The 20,355-nt window shown below is 68.8% G+C and carries 17 protein-coding genes; 8 read left to right on the top strand and 9 right to left on the bottom strand.

The annotated features are described in order from the left end of the window. Positions 1-118: 118 nt before the first annotated feature. From Q9R27_RS12405 to Q9R27_RS12385, 5 genes are all read left to right on the top strand, one after another. On the top strand, positions 119-625 hold the full coding sequence (locus Q9R27_RS12405; protein WP_311252699.1) for an RNA polymerase sigma factor: 507 nt from the start codon (positions 119-121) through the stop codon (positions 623-625). After that, the gene (locus Q9R27_RS12400) at positions 618-1,622 is read left to right on the top strand and encodes an Ig-like domain-containing protein (RefSeq protein ID WP_311252698.1); all 1,005 of its coding nucleotides are present in this window, start codon (positions 618-620) and stop codon (positions 1,620-1,622) included. Before Q9R27_RS12405 ends, Q9R27_RS12400 begins: the two co-directional genes overlap by 8 nt. A gap of 22 nt (positions 1,623-1,644) precedes the next feature. Further along, positions 1,645-3,987 carry a hypothetical protein gene (locus Q9R27_RS12395; RefSeq protein ID WP_311252697.1) on the top strand — a complete coding sequence of 781 codons (2,343 nt, stop codon included), beginning with the start codon at positions 1,645-1,647 and terminating at the stop codon, positions 3,985-3,987. Between the two features lie 53 nt (positions 3,988-4,040). Then, on the top strand, positions 4,041-4,559 hold the full coding sequence (locus Q9R27_RS12390; protein ID WP_311252696.1) for a MarR family transcriptional regulator: 519 nt from the start codon (positions 4,041-4,043) through the stop codon (positions 4,557-4,559). Between the two features lie 84 nt (positions 4,560-4,643). After that, positions 4,644-5,261: a hypothetical protein gene (locus tag Q9R27_RS12385; RefSeq protein WP_311252695.1), complete on the top strand. Its 618-nt coding sequence runs from the start codon at positions 4,644-4,646 to the stop codon at positions 5,259-5,261. Between the two features lie 22 nt (positions 5,262-5,283). On the opposite strand, the gene Q9R27_RS12380 is transcribed toward Q9R27_RS12385, so the two are convergent. Beyond that, complete coding sequence (locus Q9R27_RS12380; protein WP_311252694.1) at positions 5,284-5,940, bottom strand: hypothetical protein; 657 nt, start codon at positions 5,938-5,940, stop codon at positions 5,284-5,286. 106 nt (positions 5,941-6,046) lie between these two features. Between Q9R27_RS12380 and Q9R27_RS12375 the strand changes: the two genes are divergently transcribed. Then, positions 6,047-8,758, top strand: coding sequence for an AAA family ATPase (locus Q9R27_RS12375; protein ID WP_311252693.1), 2,712 nt, complete (start codon positions 6,047-6,049; stop codon positions 8,756-8,758). A gap of 117 nt (positions 8,759-8,875) precedes the next feature. Here Q9R27_RS12375 and ettA read toward each other — a convergent pair whose 3' ends face one another. The 5 genes from ettA to Q9R27_RS12350 all read right to left on the bottom strand — a co-directional run bounded on the left by ettA (position 8,876) and on the right by Q9R27_RS12350 (position 15,919). Continuing rightward, entirely contained in the window at positions 8,876-10,558 is a 1,683-nt protein-coding gene (ettA, locus tag Q9R27_RS12370) for an energy-dependent translational throttle protein EttA (protein ID WP_311252692.1), read from the bottom strand. Positions 10,559-10,649: 91 nt separating this feature from the next. Then, positions 10,650-11,180: a single-stranded DNA-binding protein gene (locus Q9R27_RS12365; protein ID WP_311252691.1), complete on the bottom strand. Its 531-nt coding sequence runs from the start codon at positions 11,178-11,180 to the stop codon at positions 10,650-10,652. Between the two features lie 160 nt (positions 11,181-11,340). Next, complete coding sequence (locus Q9R27_RS12360) at positions 11,341-12,996, bottom strand: GTPase (RefSeq protein ID WP_311252690.1); 1,656 nt, start codon at positions 12,994-12,996, stop codon at positions 11,341-11,343. Between the two features lie 41 nt (positions 12,997-13,037). Further along, entirely contained in the window at positions 13,038-14,786 is a 1,749-nt protein-coding gene (locus Q9R27_RS12355) for an ABC transporter (RefSeq protein WP_311252689.1), read from the bottom strand. Further along, positions 14,783-15,919 (bottom strand): PrsW family intramembrane metalloprotease, encoded by a 1,137-nt coding sequence (locus Q9R27_RS12350; RefSeq protein ID WP_311252688.1) that lies wholly within the window; start codon positions 15,917-15,919, stop codon positions 14,783-14,785. The genes Q9R27_RS12355 and Q9R27_RS12350 overlap by 4 nt, the downstream gene beginning before the upstream one ends. Positions 15,920-15,966: 47 nt before the next feature. Between Q9R27_RS12350 and Q9R27_RS12345 the strand changes: the two genes are divergently transcribed. Beyond that, the gene (locus Q9R27_RS12345; protein WP_311252687.1) at positions 15,967-17,388 is read left to right on the top strand and encodes a Xaa-Pro aminopeptidase; all 1,422 of its coding nucleotides are present in this window, start codon (positions 15,967-15,969) and stop codon (positions 17,386-17,388) included. 199 nt (positions 17,389-17,587) lie between these two features. Continuing rightward, a complete protein-coding gene (locus Q9R27_RS12340) occupies positions 17,588-17,938 on the top strand; it encodes a DUF4190 domain-containing protein (protein ID WP_311252686.1) in 351 nt (116 codons plus the stop codon). 295 nt (positions 17,939-18,233) lie between these two features. Here Q9R27_RS12340 and Q9R27_RS12335 read toward each other — a convergent pair whose 3' ends face one another. From Q9R27_RS12335 to Q9R27_RS12325, 3 genes are all read right to left on the bottom strand, one after another. Continuing rightward, the gene (locus Q9R27_RS12335) at positions 18,234-19,316 is read right to left on the bottom strand and encodes a hypothetical protein (protein ID WP_311252685.1); all 1,083 of its coding nucleotides are present in this window, start codon (positions 19,314-19,316) and stop codon (positions 18,234-18,236) included. 329 nt (positions 19,317-19,645) lie between these two features. Beyond that, positions 19,646-19,972 carry a hypothetical protein gene (locus Q9R27_RS12330; RefSeq protein WP_311252684.1) on the bottom strand — a complete coding sequence of 109 codons (327 nt, stop codon included), beginning with the start codon at positions 19,970-19,972 and terminating at the stop codon, positions 19,646-19,648. Between the two features lie 163 nt (positions 19,973-20,135). Then, positions 20,136-20,355 (bottom strand): hypothetical protein (locus Q9R27_RS12325; RefSeq protein ID WP_311252683.1); only part of this gene is annotated, 220 nt, incomplete at its 5' end.

The following is a 20,355-nucleotide window of genomic DNA, read 5'->3' as shown; positions in this document are numbered from 1 at the left end:
TTGCCGGCTGATCCGCCTGGGCTGAGGGCATGCTCGCACTCCCCTGCCCCTCCCGCCCTTCCCTCACCCGTGATGTCAACCCCGCAACCGGCCCGACGCGTCGGGGGGTGTGAGGACGATGACCACCGACCAGGTCCACCTGGATCTCGCGCATTTCGTGGAGCACGACTATCCAGGCGTGGTGGCTGCCGTCGCGGCGATCACTCGCAACGCGCAGCAGGCTCCCGACGCCGTGCAGGATGCACTGGTCGGTTATCTCTCCAGGCCACCCGCACGCGAAGTGCAGAACCTCGCTGCCTGGATCACCGTGGTCGCCTCGAACCGGACTCGTGACCACCACCGTCGGCGCGACACGGAGGCCAGGGCCCTGTCCCGACTGGCTCCGACGCAGCCGGTCGTCACGGTTACGGATCCGGCCAACTCGCTCCACGTCGACCTCCACGACGCCTTGGCCAGGCTGCCACTGCGGCAACGCCAGGTCTGTGTCCTGCATTACCTGCTCGATCAGTCCGTGGAGACGATCGCTGAAGGACTCCAGGTCAGCAGCGGCACCGTGAAGACCCAGTTGCACCGAGCCAGGAAGTCCCTGGCCCGGATGTTGAAGGAGGAACCCGCAGATGCGTGACCTGGATCGGTTCCTTCACGAGGCACTCCGGGACGGAGCGCACTGGGGAGACCCCGACGGCGTCGTCGACGAGGTACGCCGGCGAGTCGCCGTAGGAGATCCTGGCACGACGGCAGACAGCGGTGGCCCGTTCGCCGGCCATGGCGGACGGTTCCGTTGGGCCGTCGCGGGAACCGTTGTCGCCGTCGGCAGCATGACACTCGGTGCCACCGGCCTGCTTGAGGGCACACCCACAGCACCCATCCCGTCGTACGCCGCGGCGGTCGGGGCCACCGAGGTGGTTGGTCTGGACTGCCCGGGAGGAAGACCAGTGGTCTCCTTCCGCTCCGGGGATCGGGTCCTGGTGATGGCGCGCAGTTCCGACGCCGCCTACGTTGCGGTCCGCAGTCCCGTCCGACCCGACATCACCGTGTGGGTGGCCACCGCAGCGGTAACCGCCGATGCCGGCGCCGGTGCCGTGCACGGTCTGCCCGAATCCGGTTGCACCACCGGACGGGTCCTGGCTCAGGGCTCCCACCTTCGACCGCCGGCCGCCACCGAGTCAGCCGATCCCGAACGACCAGATGTCGACCCCGAGGACCTCCCTTCCGCCACCGGTTCGAAGTCGGCGCCCCCCGCCGCCGGGCAGCCATCCACCGGCCCGGCCACGGAGGGACCGACGCACCCCTCCCCCGGCGGAGGCAACGAATCCCCGCCGCCGAATCGGGCGCCAACGGTGGACGCGCTGGAGACCATCGGCACCCCTTTCTGCAATCTCCGTCCACTGCAGATCAGCGCGAAGGCGGGAGATGACCACGCGGTGGCCTCGATGACCGTCTCCTGGACCGGTGCGGAGTCCGGCTCGGGCACGATGACCCGGTCCATGGGCTCTTGGCACTACACCCTGATGCCGGCCGCCGGCACCCGCGGTGACATCACCGTGACCGTGACGGCCCATGACGCCGAGGGACTCAGTGCGAGCCGCTCGGCGACCGTCCACGTCGACTGCCTGATCTGACCCGCACCCACCTGGAGACAGCATGTCCCGCAATCACATCCGCCTGCTCGGCGCCCTCGTGGCGCTGCTCCTGGTCGGCATGCTCGGCCTGTTGGCCGGCCATCAGTTCACCGACGACAGCGCGACGGCCGATGCGCGGGCCCTCCCCGGAACTCCGGTCGCCGTCCTGGGGCCGGTCGCCACCGGCCCCGAAGCGCCCTCCCTGGAGCCGGGGGACGCCAGCTGGACCAGCCCGATCCACGAGCTGCGCACCCTTCCCGAACGCCGCGGTGTCGTGCGCACCGACCCAGGACGCGATGGTGGACTCGAGGAGTTGCTCGACTCCCCGGACCCGGGCTCGCTGCTGGCCGAGGTCCCCGATGACAGGACCAGCGAGCCCGATGGGCACGCCGGCTCCGCTCCCGGCGCTGCGCCCCCTGCTGCCCCTCACCCAGACGCCCCGACGGGTTCCCCCAGCGATCCCGCGACGGGTTCCCCCACTGGACCTGGCGAGCTCAAGCCCGGTATCACCGGCGACCTCCTCCCAGAGGTGCCCCGCTTCCGGGATCCGTGCACCGGACCAGCTGGCTCGCACTGCCCGGAAGGGGAACCGGGGACCATCCGGCCACAACTGCCACCGGCGCCCCGCCCGGGAGCGCAGCCGACCGGGTCGGTTGGGCCGACCGGAGGCACCGAGGCCGACACCCCCCTTGCAGCCACCGTCTCCGCACAGGATCCACACGTCCCCCGCTTCGAGATCCGCCCTGTCGACAACTCGACCCTGCTCCTCTCCGCGCCACATCGTGCCGGCGACCGGGTCCAGTTCAACGTCCAGGTCCTCTCCCCCGAGGAGGACGGCGACTGCTCCGTCCCCGGTGACGACCTGCCGCTGGCCGACCACGGCGAGACGTCGAGGACCATCACCGTCGATCCGGTCTGGCTGCACGAGCGCCGCTATGACACGACGTACACCCGTCGTACGACGGCTGTGGTAATGGTGCCGGAAGGCACCCGGATCCTGGCCTGCATTGCGATCCAGGACCGGGATCGGCCGAGCTGGGCATGGCTGGAGGCGCAGCGGCGCACCTGGCGGATGCTCGACGTGCCGGACACGCCCCGGCCCACGGTGAGCATCACCGCGGTCGCGCTGCTCGGCGAGGTGGAGGCCGGCGCAGTGGACATCACCGCGATCTGGCCCCACGGCCGCGGCCCCTGTGCCCTCGCCTCCGGGCCAACGCGGGCCGGCAGCACCCTGGCCGCCGGAGAGCATGCTGGCCGCTGCGCCGGAGACGAGTTCGGCATCACCGGCGGAGACGTGGTGCTGCGCACGGTCGCCAGACACCGAGGAACCACCACGATCAACAGGGTGATCCTGCCGCTGTCACTGCAGATGTGTCCTGGCTGCCGAGTCCCCGAGACCGGTTGGTACCACATCCCGTTGACCCTGGCACCGGGCCGGGTCGAGATGTGTGGCTCGGGCGTGCAGGCACCGTGTGATCGTCTGGAGGGACACGGGGCACTCGGCACCGCACAGGTGCGGGTGGACTGGTCGACCGGGGCCAGCAACGGCCGCGCCCAGTGGCGGATCGGCCCGCTGCAGCGCGCCGACACCGACCTGCCCCGGCCCGAGCGACCGCAACTGGAGACCATGCGCCACCGCGTCATCGACACGGGTGCCACCACCCCCACCGAGACCGAGCCCAGCCAGGTCACCGCGCGCTGGCTGATGGTGACCGACCGCCCGGTGGACTATCGGGTGGAGGTAGTCGGCGAGTGCTGGATGGGCGATCCAGTGGTGCGCACCGGGCACTCCGGCGGAGAACAGCCCCTCACGTTCCCGGGGCTCTGCCCCGGCACCGCCTATCACCTCGTGGTCACCCTCACCGACGCGTCGGGGAGCACCGTCACCTACCGACCTGACGACTGGTTGGCCGCACGATTCACCACGTCGCGGGCACAGCGGAAACTGCTCCTGGACTATCGGGTCGAAGTGGAGCAGGCGCCGGGAGCGACGCCTCCGCTCTACCAGCTGCAGCACCTGGGGATCCGGGTGAACGAGGTCTGGGGAACCGACCTCCCGATCCCTGCCGCCCACTGCTTCGCGGACGGCGTCTACGACCCACCGCAGGGCAGCATCGAGATCACCGTGCCGGTCATGGAGGTCTCGGAGGTGACACTCGAGATCGACGTCGTTCCGATGCCCGCGGGATCAACCGAGTGCGACCCGTCCGTGCCCGATCACTATCCGCAGGTGAGCGTCATGGCGTCGGTGCACGTGGCCCAGTGGTCCCGGCTCGGCGACCGGGTGACCCTCTCCACCCCACCTGCGGGGAGCAGCCCACGCGTCGAGGTGCTCGGCTCGGTCACCTTCGAAGTCGTCGGCTGATCCTCCGTCCTCGCTTGTGCCGCCACGGCGTACGACGGGTCTAGACTCCCGGCATGACCGAAGGCAGTTCGACATCCGAGGCCGTGGCACCGCGCTGGCTCGACCAGGGTCAGCAACGGGCATGGCGCGCCTACATGGTGGGCAGCATCCTGCTCAACGACCAACTGGATGACGAACTGCGGCATGAGTTCGGCATCGGCTTGAACGAGTACGAGGTGCTGGTGCGTCTCTCCGAGCGTGACGAGCACTGCCTGCGGATGTCGGCGTTGGCCGACGCGATGCGGTTCAGCAGGAGCCGGGTCACCCACACCATCAAGCGGATGGAGACGGCCGGCCTCGTCCGGCGCAGCGAGGCAACGGAGGACGGACGCGGCATCATCGCACACCTGACCGATGCCGGGCACGACCTGCTGGTCCGCGCTGCGCCCAGGCACGTTGCCGGCGTCCGGGCACACCTGGTCGACCTGGTCAGCAAGGAGGACTTCGCCGCCATGGGCAGGGTCTTCGATGCCGTGGCCGACCGGCTCGCCGCCGCCCACCCGGGCACGGATCTGCGCACCTCCGGTAGCTGAGCAATCCCACGGAGACCCTCCGTCACCACTTCCCGGTGCCGCCCACTGATGCCACCGGGCGCTGCCCGCTCTACCGTCACCGACATGACGCCCTGCACCCGCCGCCTCGTCCTCGTCGCCGCTGCCTTCGTCCTGACCGGAACCACCGCATGCAGCGGTGACGACGTCACGGCGGCCGCCGTGCCCGAGGGTCCTACCGGGGTCACCGTTCCGGCGGCGCCGGGTTCTACCTCGGAGGCTCTGGATGAGTCCGGGTCCGAACCCTCGGCCCCGATCCTCTCGGTGTCCACCGAACCACCCGGGGCCACGGTCCCGTCCTCACCCGCGCCGACGCCGGCCGGAGAGCGAGCCCTGGACGTCTGCGCCGCGATCAGTGCGCTGGCCGCACACACCTGGATCCTCGACGAAGGGATGCTCCGGGACGCGACCGAGACCGCGAATGGCTCCTCCACCGCGATCCTGCTCCTCGAGGGCGCCGAGTTTCCCACCAGTCTGACCCTCGCCAGACAGGACGCAATTGCCTTCTTCGTCGCCGTCTCGGCGGCGCTGGCAGCTGTCGAGATCCGGCCCGACCAGACCACGATGGAGGCTCTCGAGTTCAGTGACCGGGGCGACATCGTCGATGCACTCGGGCCAGCGAAGGACGCAGTGGCAACCCTGGACCGTCATCACCACGACGTCTGTGACGGAGCCACTCCCTGACTCACAGGAGCAATGGCATCGATCAAAGTTGGGCGACCACGGCGCCCAGGGCAACGCTCAGGGCCTCCTTTGTCAGGAACTGTTCCTCACCCATCTCCTTGGGCACGCTGACCCGGACCGAGATGACCTCGGAGCCGACCAGCGCCCGGGCCGAGGAGCGCGCATCAGCACTGGTGTTGGAATACCAGGTGGCGTCGTCGCCGATGCCCGGCACTGGCTCGGTCGAAGCGAGGGTTCTCCAATGCGCCAGCATCGCGGCCGCCTCGGAGGCACTGTCCAGGTAGATGTCGACTCGATTCGGATCGCTGAAGCTGTCGCCAGGGTAGGAATAGGTACAGTGCGCGGTCCGATACCCGAATCCGTTGATCTCGGCATCCGTGGCCGCCGAGGCGGTCACCTCGTCGGGGAAACTGCCACGCAAGGACCCGACGATCGGTGCAAGCCGGTCGCATTGGTCGGCGAGGTTGTCCACGGTGAGAGCGTCCGAAGAGGTGTTCGGCACCGGGTCCCCGGGTGTCCTGGCGGCGGGGCTTGTCGCCCATTCGTCATCGACGACGTTGCCCCCAGGAGTGTCGGCTCCGCAGCCAACGAGCGAGAGCGAGGCCGCCAGGCCCAGCGCGGTCAGGGCGACCACCCTGCTCCGCCACGTTCTCGTACCGGACTGGATGGGATCGGGCATGGGGACACCTTCCTCAGGTTGGATTGCCACAGCACCTGACGACGTACGGCATCCGGGATTGGGTTGACACCGCCGCCCGAGATCCGGGCCGGATAGGGTTGGTTCCGTGGGTGCCGCTGTGCTGATCGGACGTGAGACGCAGCTGCGTGCCTTGGCGCGTGTGAGCGCCGACGCCTGCAACGGTCGAGCCCGGACCGCATTGGTCCACGGCGTCGCAGGCAGCGGCAAGACGACCCTGCTCAAGGCGGTCATCGACTCGGCGGCCGGCAGCATGCGGACCATCCAGATCTCCGGGCACCCGGCCGAGCAGGATCTTCCTCTGGCCGCGGTCCACCAGTTGTTGCACCGCGCCGGAGCAGCGGAGATGACGATGGGTGGAGGCAGAGACCCGCTGCGTGATGCCTCTGCACTGTTGTCCTTGCTCACCTCCATGGCCCGCGAGAAGCCCCTGCTCCTGGTGGTGGACGACGCACAGTGGCTGGATCAAGCCAGTCTCCGTGCCCTGATCTTCGTGGGCCGGCGGCTGGACGCCGACGCAGTGTGCCTGCTGTTCGCCATGCGGCCGACGGCTGGGTGGCCGTTCGAGACCGACCTCCAGGTCGAAGTGGGCCCGTTGACCATGAATGAGTCCAGGCGACTGCTCCGGGAAGCATTCCCCGACATCTCACACCGGGTGGCGGAGCGGATCGCTACCGCGTCACATGGAACGCCTTTGGTGCTGCACGAAGTGCCGCGCGAACTCACCGAGAGCCAACGCGCCGGCACGGAGCCGTTGCCGGCCGAGCTTCCCCTCGGGCGCGCCCTGGACCGGATGTTCTCACACAGGCTGGCCGCCCTCCCTGACCGCACCCGCCTGGCGATGCTGGCCGCGGCCTTCGACACATTGAAGGTGGCGACGTACCGATCGGTGCTGTCAGACCTCGGCTGCACCCTCGACGACCTCGATCGCGCCGAGCGAGCGGGCCTGGTCCGGGTGCTGGACGGAGCGTGCGAGTTCCATCACCCGCTGGTCTCGGCGGCGATCCGCAGCACCGCGACCGGGCGCGAGCTCGCAGCGGTGCATCGAGCCCTGGCTGCGGCCGCCCACGACGACCCGGTGCGTCGGGCCCACCACCTCCGCAAGGATCCGGACGCCGAGCCGCAGATCCTGTACGAGGCGCTGCGGGTCGGAGCACGAACGGCCGAGGCCGCGCACAGCCATGCCGAGGCCGCGAACCTGTGGCAGAACGCTGCCGAGGTTGCCCCGGATGCGGACGCGGCACGCGCTCTGCACCGGGAGGCCGTGCGCTGCCTGGCCCGCGCCGGCGCGGGAGCCGAAGCACGGGAGTTGATCGTGGAGCTCCTGACCGAAGCGAAGGACGACGTCGAGCGCGCAGGGTTGCTGCGCGAGTTGACCACGGTCTCGTTGTGGACCCGCACGGTGGGACCATCGCACCAGAATGAGACCGAGGAATTCGGCACCACCTTGTTGCATGCCACGGAGCCGCCCCGACGAGCCGCTGGGATCGACCTGCTGACCACAGTGGCCACGGCCGCGCTCGCCGCCGGTGACTATCGCAGAGCCCGCCGAGTCGGACGGATCCTGCTCGACCAGGGCGGCGCTGAGTTGTCCCTGGAGCAGCGATTGCTCAGCGACGTCACTGCCGTCATGGCCGGTGAACCGGACGGCGGGTCAATCCTGCGCGGAACTCCGTGGGTGGCTGACTATCCGTGGCGGCAGGTGGCAGACCCGTCCACCTCCTCGGGCTTCATCACCGTGGTCCTCGGCTGGCTCGGTGAGTTCGAACTGCTGCGTGAGGTCATCGAGCGGTGTCGCGCGGCGATCCATGAGCACGGGACCTCCGCGTCGGGGATCTACATCATGGGATCGATGACTCCCAGCCACGAGCGACACCTGGGACGTTGGGACCGGGCACTGCTGGAGTTCGAGGCGCTCCAGCGCATCGTGATCGACACGGACTTCTCGGCACCCTACCCCTTCATCGCCCTGCGGCACGCGCATCTGTTGGCATCCCGCGGTGACCGGGAAGGATGTCGGGAGTTGCAACTTCGGGCCAGGGAACAGGCCCCCACCTGGGCCCCGCACCTGGCACACCTCGACCACGCCGTTTCCGGCCTGCTGGCGCTTTCCCATCGAGACTTCGAGGAGGCACTGACCCACCTGACCGAGGCCGGTCGCATCGAGACCGAGATCGGCCTCGCCCCGTCCGGCTATCTGAGCCGTTTCCCGGATGCCTTCGAGGCCGCTTGGCGCCTCGGCCAGGAGGATCGGCTGCTTCCCGAGCTCAAGGTTTTCGAGACCTCGATGCGTGCGATCCGACACCCGGGCATGGAGGGCCTGGCCCTGCGTTGCCGGGCCCTGGACGCGCCGGTCGAGGACATGGATCAGCTCTTCGAGCAGTCGGTCGCCCTGCTCGCTCGGGAGCCGGATGGGTTCGAGGTCGCCAGGACTCGGCTGCTCTGGGGCGAACGGCTCCGGCGGGCCCGGCGGAAGGCCGATGCCCATCTCACCCTCGCGCCGGCCCAGGAGGCGTTCACCCGCTTGGGCGCGACCAGGTGGGCCGATCAATGTTCCTCGGAACTGGCTGCCTGCGGAATCCGTCGGGTGCAGGCTCCCGAGGTCGGCGACGGCCTGGCCGGGCGCCTGACCCCGCGCGAGTTCGAGGTGGCCCGTGAGGTGGCGACCGGGGTGACCAATGCCGTGGCGGCCCAGCGTCTCTTCATCTCCGAGCGCACCGTGGAGTTCCACCTGTCGAGCGTCTTCCGAAAACTCGACATCACCGGTCGGGAGGAACTGGCCTCCGTCCTCGATACCTGATCCACGAACGCTCAGTCGTTGATGCCCCAGAGTTCAGTCGTTGATGCTCCGGCTCAACCAGTGAACTTTCGGGAATCAACAAGTGAGCTTTCGAGACGCAAGGACTGAGCGTTCGTGTCAGTCCCTGGTCAGGCGGCGGTGGGTGACCCGGTGCGGACGGGCGGCCTCGACGCCGAGGCGCTCGACCTTGTTGGCCTCGTAGGAGGCGAAGTTCCCCTCGAACCAGAACCACTTGGCCGGGTCCTCCTCGTCACCCTCCCAGGCCAGGATGTGGGTGGCGACGCGGTCCAGGAACCACCGGTCGTGGGAGGTCACCACGGCACAGCCGGGGAAGTCCAGCAGCGCGTCCTCGAGCGAGGAGAGGGTCTCCACGTCCAGGTCGTTGGTGGGCTCGTCGAGGAGCAGCAGGTTGCCGCCCATCTTCAGGGTCAGGGCGAGGTTGAGCCGGTTGCGCTCACCACCGGAGAGCACGCCGGCCTTCTTCTGCTGGTCCGGCCCCTTGAAGCCGAACGAGGCCACGTAGGCACGCGAGTTCATCTCGAAGTTGGCGACCTTGATGAAGTCCAGTCCGTCGGAGACGACCTCCCAGACGTTCTTGTTCGGGTCGATGCCGCCACGGCTCTGGTCGGCGTAGGAGATCTTGACGGTCTGGCCGACCGCGAGTTCGCCGCCGTCGGGCTCCTCGGCGCCGGTGATCATCCGGAACAGGGTGGTCTTGCCGACGCCGTTCGGGCCGATCACGCCGACGATGCCGGCGCGCGGCAGGGTGAAGGAGATGTCGTTCCACAGCGTGCGGCCCTCGTATCCCTTGACCAGGCCGCGGGCCTCCAGCACCACGTCGCCCAGACGCGGGCCGGGCGGGATGTTGATGTCGGCGGTGTCGATCTTGCGTGCCTTCTCCGCCTCGGCAGCCAGTTCCTCATAGCGGGCCAGGCGGGACTTGGACTTGGTCTGGCGGGCCTTGGCGTTGGAGCGGACCCACTCGAGTTCCTTCTCCAGCATCCGGGCGCGCTTGGCGTCCTTCTGCCCCTCGATCTTGAGGCGCTCCTTCTTGGTCTCCAGGTAGGTGGAGTAGTTGCCCTCGTAGCCGTGGATCGAGCCACGGTCGACCTCGGCGATCCACTCGGCGACGTTGTCCAGGAAGTAACGGTCGTGGGTGATCGCCAGGACGGCACCGGGGTAGGTCTTCAGGTGGCCCTCGAGCCAGGCCACCGACTCGGCGTCGAGGTGGTTGGTGGGCTCGTCGAGCAGCAGCAGGTCGGGCTGCTCCAGGAGCAGCTTGCACAGTGCGACCCGGCGGCGCTCACCACCGGAGAGGTTGTCCACCAGCACGTCCGGCGGCGGGCAGCGCAGCGCGTCCATGGCCTGATCGAGGCGGCTGTCCAGGTCCCAGGCGTTCGCGTGGTCGAGCTCGGTCTGCAGGTCGCCCATCTCGGGCAGCAGCTTGTCGTAGTCGGCGTCCGGGTCGGCCATCTCCTCGGAGATCTGGTTGAACCGGTCGAGCTTGGCCTTGATCGCGCCGACGGCCTCCTCGACGTTCTCCAGGACCGTCTTGCCCTCGGTCAGCGGCGGCTCCTGCTGGAGCATGCCCACCGACGCCTCCGGGTCGCGAATCGCGTCACCGTTGTTGGGCTGCTCCAGACCAGCCATGATCTTCAGCAGTGTCGACTTCCCGGCACCGTTGGGACCGACGACACCGATCTTGGCTCCGTGCAGGAACGAGAGGGTGACGTTGTCCAGGACGACCTTGTCGCCGTGTGCCTTGCGGACGTTGCGCAGTGTGAAGACGTACTCAGCCATGGACCGGAGCCTACGGTGCGGTGCCCGGCCGGATCCAACCGGATCCACCCACTCCGCGCCGCAGGCCCCGGCGTACGGCGGGACCCGGCGCTCAGGCGACCGATTCCTCGAGGATCTCGCCGGTCTCGACGTCCACGCCGGCGGCCCCGCGCTGGGCGGTGACGAGGTCGTCGATCATCTTCCCGTCGCTGGTGACCTGTCCCCCGCCGACCCCGAGGTCGGCGTTCATCGCCTTGACCCCCTCGTCGTCACGCCCGTCGCTGCGCTGGGCGCGGGTGAACTGGCTGGTGCCCAGGCTCAGGTCGTGGCCGATGGTCAGTGCGTCGATCACCACGGACTGGACCATGGTGCCCTCGCTGTCCTTGTAGACGTTGGTGGTGAGCTTGCCGTGGACCACCACCGGGTCGCGCTGGGAGAGCGACTCCAGGGTGTTCGGGCCGAGGTGGCGCCAGGCGTTGACGGTGTACCAGTTGGTCTCCGCGTCGACGTAGGTGTTGAGCTTCTTGTCGAAGCGGCGCGGGGTGCTGGCCATCCGGAAGCTGACCACGACGGTCTCGCCGAAGACGCGCTCTTGGGGTTCGGTGCCGACCCAGCCCTGCACGGTGATGTAGCTGTTGCTCATGTCGATGTCCTCTCGATGTGTGGTTGGAACATCGACCACCCTGCAACGGCACGGAGCCGTCGTGGGGCGCGATCGAGCAGCCTGTGGACAACCACGGCCGTCGAGCGGCCTGTGGATGAACAGCGGGTTCACCGGTACGCCGGGTGGTGCCGGCAGGCGGCTACTTCAGGGCCGTGGCCAGTCCCTCGCGGACCCGCTCATAGGAGTCGAGTTCGCGCTCGATGGGCTGGATGACCAGCTCCTGGGCGATCTGGCGGATCCCGGAGCGGAGCCTGCGGTCCACCGTCCGCGCGCGCGACCTGGCGGTGAACGAGACCAGCACCCGGCACACCAGTGCCAGCACGATGCCCAGCGCCACGCCCACCACGAGCATGATCGTCGGCACCGGGAAACCACCCAGTGAGGGCGTGGCCGGCTCGGGCATCTTCAGGTAGGCCATCACTGCCAGCGCACCGAGCCAACCGGCGCCACCGAGGGCAGCAAGCAGCAGCAGCCACTGCAGCACCCGCACCGTGCCGGCCCACAGCGGCAGCCGCGAGGAGCTGAGGTCGGTCAACGCCAGCGACTTGTCCAGTTCGTCGGAGATCTCCGCCGAACGCGACACCGAGGCGCGGCGGATCGACTCGCGCCACGGCACTTCCAGGTCGGACGAGACCCCGTCGGCAACCCCACGCACGGCCGCATCCACGCGGGCGCGCTGGACCTGGGTGGCCGGCGGCACGGAGGTGCGCGAGGCGCCGGTCAGCGCCTTGCCCTCCTTGCCCAGGTCGAGGTGGAGCCGCTTGAGCGGGTCCGGCTTGAGCCTGGTCAGCCAGGAGACGATCGGCCAACCGGTGGCCCGGGCCGCGCGGATCCGGGTGGAGTCACGGACCGCGTCCACCACGATCGGCACCCCGGCCGCGTCGGCGAACGCGTCCTCGAGTTCGCGGACCACGTCCTTGCCGGGCGGGCGCGAGGCGACGGCCCCGCTGGCGTGGGCGAAGCGTTCGGCGGTGGCGCGGATGTCGGCCTCGACCCGCGCCTTGGTGGCCTTCTTGGAGGCGACCCGCTTGGCGACCGCGTCCTTGAGGTCGTCGATGCCGATGCCGTGCCGGGCGCTGATCCCGACCACAGGCACGTTGGGCAGCCCGTCCTCGGCGAGCAGGCGGCGTACGTCGTCGAGCATCGAGGAGCGGCGTTCCTCGGGCACGGTGTCGATGTGGTTGAGCACGACCAGCATCACGTCCTGGTGACCGGTCAACTGCTTCAGATATCGGTCGTGGATCGCCGCGTCGGCGTACTTCTGTGGGTCCAGCACCCAGACCAGCAGGTCGGCCAGCTTGACCAGCCGGTCCACCTCGAGGTGGTGGGAGACCTCGGTCGAGTCGTGGTCGGGCAGGTCGAGCAGGACCGTGCCCTCCATCCGGCGATCGCTGCGCCCGGAGTCCAGCATCGAGTCGCGGGTGGTCTGGTGCCGCGCGGGGATGCCGAGCCACTCCAGCAGTTCCTCGGCGCCCTCGGTGCCCCACACGCAAGCTGTCGCCCACGACGTGGTGGGACGGCGTACGCCGACCGAGGAGAGTTCCAGCCCGGTGAGCGCGTTGAAGGTCGACGACTTGCCGGAGCCGGTGGCACCCGCGATCGCGATCACGGTGTGCTCGGCGGAGAGGCGCAGCCGGCCGGCCGCGCGGTCGACGACCTCCTGGCCGTCATCGATCAGGTCGTCGTCGAGGCGGCCCCGGGCATGGGACACGGCCTCCTCCAGCCCGCTGATGCGGACCCCAAGATCGGAACCCCGGGAGACCAGTTTCCTGGCCCCCTCGATCAAGGACGTCATGGTCTCCCTCGCGGCGCTTCGTCGTCTGTGTGGGCGCCACTCTATGCGGAGTGACCGCCGAGGCTGCCACGACCTTGGCGTGCGAAGCGTTCGTCGGTCACCCGGCGGGCCGCGGCGCGGACCTGTTCGGGCGCCGCAGGGTCGAGCGCGAGCGCATCGACCATGCCGGTGAAGCGCTCCTGCTCGATGGCGAAGAGGCGTGCCACCCGGTCGTCGAGGTCCTTGCGCGCCCGGGCCGCCAGGGAGCGCACGGCCTGGTCGCCGAAGACGGCCTCGAGCAACTTCTGCCCGAGCACGGCGCTGCCGCCGGCGATGCCGACCTCGGCGCCGGTGACGCCAGCGGTGGAGGCGAAGACGATCACCATCAGCGCCACGGCCAGGCCGTTGACGCCATAGGCGAGGAAGCGCGCGGTGCCGCGCTTGTCCTGGCCCTCGGTGCGGACCATGTCCAGCACGCCCTGCTGCCATTCCCGTACGACGGCCTCGGCACGGCGCCGGAAGTCGCGCGAGGCGCGGTCCAGGTCGCCACTGCCCTGGGCCAGCAGTGACTTGCCCTGGGCACTCGAGCGCCACGACGCTGCGGCGCGCTCGGCGGCCGCCTCGGCGTGCTCGAGCAGGAGCGTCTCCAGGCCGGACTCGACGGCCACGGTGACCCGCTCGGCCTGGCGGGGCTTGCCCTTGACGGCGCCGACGATCCGGTCGCGCACCCGGCCGACCTTGGACTCCAGCGACTTGAGCAGTTCGCCGGTGCCGACGAACTCCTGCCAGCGGGCCAGCACCTCGCCGCGGAGCAGGGTGCCGTCGGCACTCGCCTCGTGTACGTCGGCAGCGGCGCGCGCATAAGCGGCCTCGACGTCCTCACGGAGCCCGGTGACCGCAGCGAGTTGCTCATCGGCGGCATCAGCGACGACATAGGCGCGGCTCGAGACGCTGCGGACCGCACCCTCCAGGGTCTGCTTCACCACGGCGGCGCGGGCGTCGGCGTCGGCAGCGAGCGACTGCAGCCAGCCGCGGATGTCCTTGACCGCGTCGGGCGGCAGCAGGCCGTCGGCGTCGACGGTGCCCTCGGTGACGACGAAGAGCGGGGAGTCCTTGAGCCCGCGGCTGGCCAGCATCCGGGCCAGGTGCGCGGCGACGGTCTCGATCGCGTCCGGTGGGGTCCGGTCCAGGACGATGGCCACGGCGGTGCTGCGGTCCGCGGCCTGCTTGAGGAAGTCCCACGGCACCTGGTCGGCGTAACGGGCAGCGGAGGTGACGAAGAGCCACAGGTCCGCAGCGGCCAGCAACTGCGCGGCGAGCACCCGGTTGCGTTCCTCGACCGAGTCGATGTCGGGTGCGTCCAGCACGGCGATGCCGGCCGGGACGCTGTCGGCGGGCACCAGTTGCAGGGCGGCCGGGTCGGTGGTGGAGGTGGCGGTCCGCTCCAGGTCGGGCAGGATCCGGTCCCGGCCGAACCATTCGCCGTCGGCCGGGTTGTGCACCAGCACTGGGGAGCGGGTGGTGGGGCGCAGCACGCCGGGAGTGGTCACCCGGGTGCCGACCAGGGAGTTGACCAGGGTGGACTTGCCTGCCCCGGTGGAGCCGCCGACGACCGCCAGCAGCGGGGCATCGATCGTCATCAGCCGCGGGATCATGTAGTCCTCGAGCTGGTCGACCATCTCGGTGCGGGCCTGGCGGTGCTCGTCGGCACCGGGCAGGTCCAGCGGCAGGCCGGTCGCCTGGAGGGCACTGCGCAACTGGACCAGCGCGGTCAACATCCGCGTGGACTGCTTGCTCGGGTCCGCGCTCATCGGTGGCGCCCTCCTGCTGGACTCATCGGTGCCGGGAAGGGCGTGTACGGCCGGATGTGGTGCATCCGATCCACGAACATCTGCCCCCGTTCGACATGGTTGGCCGGTGCTGTCCCCCGCAGCACCCGGTGGTGAAGGTACCCCAACTCGACCGCCGCCTGCTGGTAGTCGCGCATCGCGGCTGCTCCGGCCGCCCCACCATGGGCGCGTGCCACGGCGCGGGCGCGGCGTCGGGCGCCCAGGTCGACGACGTACGGGATGTCACTCGGCGCGATCAGCCCGAGCCGGGCGGCGTCGTCGAGTGCCCGGGCGAGGAGCACCGGTTCCCGGGTGCGGACCCAGACCGCGATGCCGATCATCACCACGAACGTGGGGACCATCAGCACGACATAGCTGAGCAGGAACCCGAGTCCGTCCTCGACGAGGGTCGACGCGTTCCAGATGCCGTGCAGCAGCACCGCCAGCGCATAACCGCCCAGCGGCAGCAGCACCCGCGCGGCACGGGAACGGCTGCTGACCGCGAGGCCCAGACCGATCCCGATGAAGGCGGTGAAGAGCGGGTGGGCGAACGGGCTGACCAGGCAGCGCACGACGAAGGTGGCGGTGACCCCGGCCAGGCCGTCGGGGATCCCCTCGCCCCCGCCGTTCCAGGCAGCGATGAGGTAGAGGATGTTCTCGGTGAAGGCGAAGCCGATGCCCACCATCCCGGCGTACACGATGCCGTCCAGGACGCCGTCGAACTCGGCGCGCTTCCAGATCACCAGCAGCATCAGGAAGGCCCCCTTGGTGGCCTCCTCGGTGAGTGGGGCGACGATCGCCAGGGACTGCTCGTCGCTCCACCCGGCGAACCAGCCGCCGACGCCCTGGACCACCAGCGCGCCCAGGGTGGCCACGAACGCTCCCCAGGCGAGCCCGCTGGCGAGCAGGGAACGGGGCTCGGGCTCATAGCGGTCCAGCCACAGGTAGCAGGCGATCAACACCGGCACCGGGACCAGCGCGAGGAGCGTCGCGACCACCACCGCCGCCGGCTCGCCGGCGATGATGAGCAGCACCGCCATCGGCACCGCCGCCAGCGCAGCGACCACCGACACCACGACGGTGAACGTGACGCTTTCCTTGTGGCGGGTGGGCATGGTTCGACCCTATCGGCTCGGCTGGCCCGGCGACGTAGGGTGGAGGGGTGAGCGAGTCCGAGAACACACCGAAGACAGAGGGTCACGACCCGACGGTTCCCGAGGCCTGGTCGGCGTTCATGCGGCAGGGCTGGGGCGACCGCGAGCTCGACCTGCCCGCCCACCCGGTCGCGACGTACGCCGCAGCGCGGCGCAGGCGGCTGGCCGACGCGTTCCCCGGCCAGCGGCTGGTGCTGCCGGCGGGCGGCTACAAGGTGCGCGCCAACGACACCGATTACCGGTTCCGCCCGGACACTGCGCACACCTATTTCAGTGGCAACCAGACCTCGGATGCGGTGCTGGTGATCGAGCCGGGCTCCGACGGCGCCGAGGCAACCCTCTTCGCCCGGCCCCGCTCGAGCCGGGAGAGCGACGAGTTCTTCCGCGACCGGCAGTACGGCGAGTTGTGGGCCGGGCGTCGCCCGTCGCTCGGCGAGATCGCTGACTCGCTCCAGTTGCGCACCCGTCACCTGGACGAGCTCGCCGACCACCTGCGCGGCGAGGCCAAGACGCGGGTGCTGCGCGGCATCGACGCGCGCCTGGACGCGATCGTCGAGGGCGATGAGGAGCAGGACAAGGAGTTCGCCCGGGTGGCCTCCGAGATGCGGCTACTCAAGGACGAGTGGGAGTTGTCGCAACTGGCCGAGGCGTGTGACATCACCACGCTGGGCTTCGAGGACTCGGTGCGCGACTGGGAGAACGTGCTGAAGTACGGCGAGCGCTGGATCGAGGGCACCTTCTTCCGCCGGGCGCGCGCGATGGGCAACGACATCGGCTATGACTCGATCGTCGGCGGCGGCAAGCACGCCACCACGCTGCACTGGATCGAGAACTCCGGCCCGGTGACGCCGGGCGAGTTGCTGCTGCTGGACATGGGGGTGGAGAACACCAACCTCTACACCGCCGATGTCACCCGGACGATCCCGGTCAACGGCCGCTTCACCTCGCTGCAGCGTGACCTCTATGAACTGGTGTACGCCGCCCAGGAGGCGGGCATCGCGGCGGCCGTGCCCGGCCAGCCGTTCCAGTCCATCCACCAGGCGTCGATGACCGTGCTCGCCCACGGGCTGGGCGACATGGGCCTGTTGCCGGTGAGCGCCGAGGAGGCGCTGGACCCGGAGTCAAAGGTCTATTCGCGCTGGACGCTGCACGGCACCAGCCATATGCTCGGGATGGACGTGCACGACTGTGCCCAGTCCTCGCAGGAGGCCTATTACAAGGGCGAACTCGCCGAGTCGATGGTGCTCACCGTCGAGCCGGGCCTCTACTTCCAGGAGGACGACCTGCTGGTGCCCGAGGAGTTGCGCGGGATCGGGATCCGGATCGAGGACGACATCGTCATCACTGCCGACGGGCCGCACAACCTCTCGGCCTCGCTGCCGCGCACCGTGGACGACGTCGAGGGCTGGATGGAGCGGTTGCAGGGCTGATCCGAGGAGTGAGGCAGAGGTACGCCGAGGAACGAGGCATGCCGCCGCCGAGCCCCGCAGGACGTCAGCCCAATGAGCAGGGCTAGATTTCTTCGGCCGTGCAGGTTTCGGACGGCCCTGCCTGGCGCATGGTGAGGTGTGCGAGTGGCAAGATTCCACAACCGGATTGCATTCATCGACGTAGGAGCGTGCAAGAAACATGTCGACTGACAACCCCTACCCCGACTATGGCAACGCCCCCGAGCCCAACTACGGCAACCAGCCGCCCTACGGTGGTCAGCCCGGTTATGGTGGCATGCCCGCCGAGCACCCGCGCGGCACCACCATCCTGATCCTGGGCATCCTGAGTCTCGTCTGTTGTGGTCTCTTCACCGGGATCCCGGCGATCATCATGGGCAAGAGCGCCTTGGACGAGTCGAAGACCGCCCACTATTCCAACGAGGGCGCGATCAAGGCCGGCTGGATCTGCGGCATCATCGGCACGGTGCTGTCGGTTCTCGGCGCGGGCCTCCAGATCATCCTGCTCGCCACCGGAAACTCCCTGTACTGATCCTGGCGACGACTCTCGTCACCAGTTCCCACGCGCACCCGGCCCGAAGACCGGGTGCGCGTGGGCTTTCCGTCCGTCACATCCACGCTCTGGGGCAAACTGCTGCCTGCGACACCAGCCGGCCCCCAATGCCGCGATAGAGTCGGAAGTGGCCGAAACGCGGCCGTCTCTTGAATTGCCACGGTTGGAAGTACACCGCAGCGCAGCCCGTTGCCCACGAGCGAAACGCACCGACGGTGGCTGCGATGGCGGGCAGTGCTCAGCTAGGAAGGACGTCAACGACGGATGAATCACGTCACCAGCTATCGGCGTGCATCTGGGCGTGTCGATCAAAGTTCGCGGCCGTGTTCTCGTTGAACGCCGTGCATTTGCGCCCACTTAGCTCGTCGACAGCGACGGCAACAGCAGCGCTGGACTGCTTTCCCGCCTGCACGACCCCATCCGATCCAACGGTCAGATAGCCGTACTCGAACAAGGCGTCGCATCCCAGTGCGCAAGCAAGCATCGCTGCCCGAGAGAAATCTAGGCGTTGTGCCCCATTTAGTTCACGACGAGGAACAATGTGAGCCGCTACCAGCAAGGAACTTGGCAACAGCCGTCCACAAAGGTCGCATCCAGCTTCGCTCGCCCCACCCAACAGATACTGCCGCAGGTAGCGTTGCTCTGCGCGAACCCGACTTAATGCGGCCACGTCAGTCTCGTCAACGCCAAGGAGCGACGGCATCGGTATCTCTATGCCCGTTGTCTGTGTCCCTCCCTCGTTCCCCAATCTGGGACCGGATCGGGGGTTGTCGGCCAACCGCGCCTGGAACACACAGTCCACACATGCCGGAAGCTCCACCATCTGCGCGTCGGAAGCGCGAACGCAAGACTCTCCGGTATCGGCCCAGTACTTACAGTCATCGAAATGGCGCATCACAATCGGTGAACCGTTCGGGACTCCCGACGTCAGGTCGGCCGAGGCCCTCACCCACTCAATAGTCGGCCACTCCACGTGCGCGCCATGACCAGCGTACGCCTTGCCGTCGACGCCCATCGCTGCTTCCAGATCGGCAACGAGTCGGGCGATCCTGTCGGCGAGATCATCACCAAAGTCGACCCGCGCGTCGCGTAGTTCGTTGTGGACCGCCCCAAGGGCTATACCCATGGCAACGGGAAGCTCCATGCCCTCGGCGACCCCCAACTCCTCGGCTCGGCGCAGGACCACCGCAGCGGTGCCTGCATACCAACCCACGACCTCGTGGGGACCACGGTAAGAAAGATGGCTCACGAGCTGAGCAGAACGGTAGAACGCGTGCCCGGACGGAAAAGCCCTCCGCACTTCTTTGAGTGCTTCAAGCTCCGGTGCAGCGAGCGTACGGTACTTGGGCAGCGACACGCTTGGTCACCTCCAGCATTTCCGGCGGCTACGGCATGCCACAAACCCTAACGGTCAGAATCGAACGCCCGGGGCAAGGACCACGCCAAACCGCTGCTCGAACCGCGCTGCTGCCCGCGGCATGCGGCGCCACACTGCTGACCTGCGATTCCTGTGTTGTCCCGCCTCGGATGCGCCCGGCCTCAGAACGCCGAATGCCTCGGCGGGAACGCGGTCATCTCGCGATTCGCCACTGCAGGCGGCACCCCCAGAGAAGTCGTAGGCTCGGACGCATTGGATGCGAGCGGTCCAAAAGTTCTCCGCGACTGCACGGTGCGGGCGCGTGGCCATCAGCAGGCAATCTCGAACGAGACGACAGCGATCCTGCCGGCGCTGTCCGATACTTCCAGGTCATTGGCGGCCACGACGTCGTCAGACATGCTCACGGTTCCCTCATCGAAGGTCCCCATCAGCCACCCCACGCTGTCTGGGCCCTGGATGGTGAACTGGATGGAGTCGCCGGGAGTCGGGTAGTCGTCCCGGTATCGGGTGAAGTCGAGCATCACGTCCTCCCCCGCAGCGTTCCTCCCGGTGATCTTGGCAGCCGCCATCATCTGGCCCTGCTGGTTGAGGTGGCACCCACCCGCGGACGTGACCTCCAGCGCCTCACCGTCCACGATCAACGTGCTCGTGCCGTCGGATGGTTCGGATCCTCCAGCGGTGTTCGACGCAGTCGAACCCCTGTTGTCCGGTGAGTCACTGCCGCCGCAAGCGGACAGCGACCACGCGAGGACAGCTACTCCAGCCACCACCGCGAAACGATTCATGGTTCTTCTCCCCTCAGTTGCCCGACGACGGGCAGACCAGTTCCACCCGGATCGGACGCGTATGGCCGTTGCCGTCAACAGCACTCCAGGTGCCGTCGACCACCGCGTGGCCATCGGTCAGTTCGATGCTCGGTCCGCCATCCACACCGGACGGATCGTCGTTGCTGGCCTGCCACTGCTGCCCGCTGGCGTCGAAGACCGTCGCCTGCCACAGACCCGCCACCACGCCGGCG

Origin of the sequence: Nocardioides sp. AE5 (assembly GCF_031844485.1) — a bacterium.
In the GTDB taxonomy this organism is placed as follows: domain Bacteria; phylum Actinomycetota; class Actinomycetes; order Propionibacteriales; family Nocardioidaceae; genus Nocardioides.
The sequence above is the reverse complement of the archived record's forward strand: the minus strand, read 5'-3'. Positions and strand labels throughout refer to the sequence as shown.

Bases quoted from the DNA above. Each gene is read 5' to 3' on its own strand.
- Q9R27_RS12405 (WP_311252699.1), top strand. From the start codon at position 119: ATGACCACCGACCAGGTCCACCTGGATCTCGCGCATTTCGTGGAGCAC.
- Q9R27_RS12400 (WP_311252698.1), top strand. From the start codon at position 618: ATGCGTGACCTGGATCGGTTCCTTCACGAGGCACTCCGGGACGGAGCG.
- Q9R27_RS12395 (WP_311252697.1), top strand. From the start codon at position 1,645: ATGTCCCGCAATCACATCCGCCTGCTCGGCGCCCTCGTGGCGCTGCTC.
- Q9R27_RS12390 (WP_311252696.1), top strand. From the start codon at position 4,041: ATGACCGAAGGCAGTTCGACATCCGAGGCCGTGGCACCGCGCTGGCTC.
- Q9R27_RS12385 (WP_311252695.1), top strand. From the start codon at position 4,644: ATGACGCCCTGCACCCGCCGCCTCGTCCTCGTCGCCGCTGCCTTCGTC.
- Q9R27_RS12380 (WP_311252694.1), bottom strand. From the start codon at position 5,940: ATGCCCGATCCCATCCAGTCCGGTACGAGAACGTGGCGGAGCAGGGTG.
- ettA (WP_311252692.1), bottom strand. From the start codon at position 10,558: ATGGCTGAGTACGTCTTCACACTGCGCAACGTCCGCAAGGCACACGGC.
- Q9R27_RS12365 (WP_311252691.1), bottom strand. From the start codon at position 11,180: ATGAGCAACAGCTACATCACCGTGCAGGGCTGGGTCGGCACCGAACCC.
- Q9R27_RS12360 (WP_311252690.1), bottom strand. From the start codon at position 12,996: ATGACGTCCTTGATCGAGGGGGCCAGGAAACTGGTCTCCCGGGGTTCC.
- Q9R27_RS12355 (WP_311252689.1), bottom strand. From the start codon at position 14,786: ATGAGCGCGGACCCGAGCAAGCAGTCCACGCGGATGTTGACCGCGCTG.
- Q9R27_RS12350 (WP_311252688.1), bottom strand. From the start codon at position 15,919: ATGCCCACCCGCCACAAGGAAAGCGTCACGTTCACCGTCGTGGTGTCG.
- Q9R27_RS12340 (WP_311252686.1), top strand. From the start codon at position 17,588: ATGTCGACTGACAACCCCTACCCCGACTATGGCAACGCCCCCGAGCCC.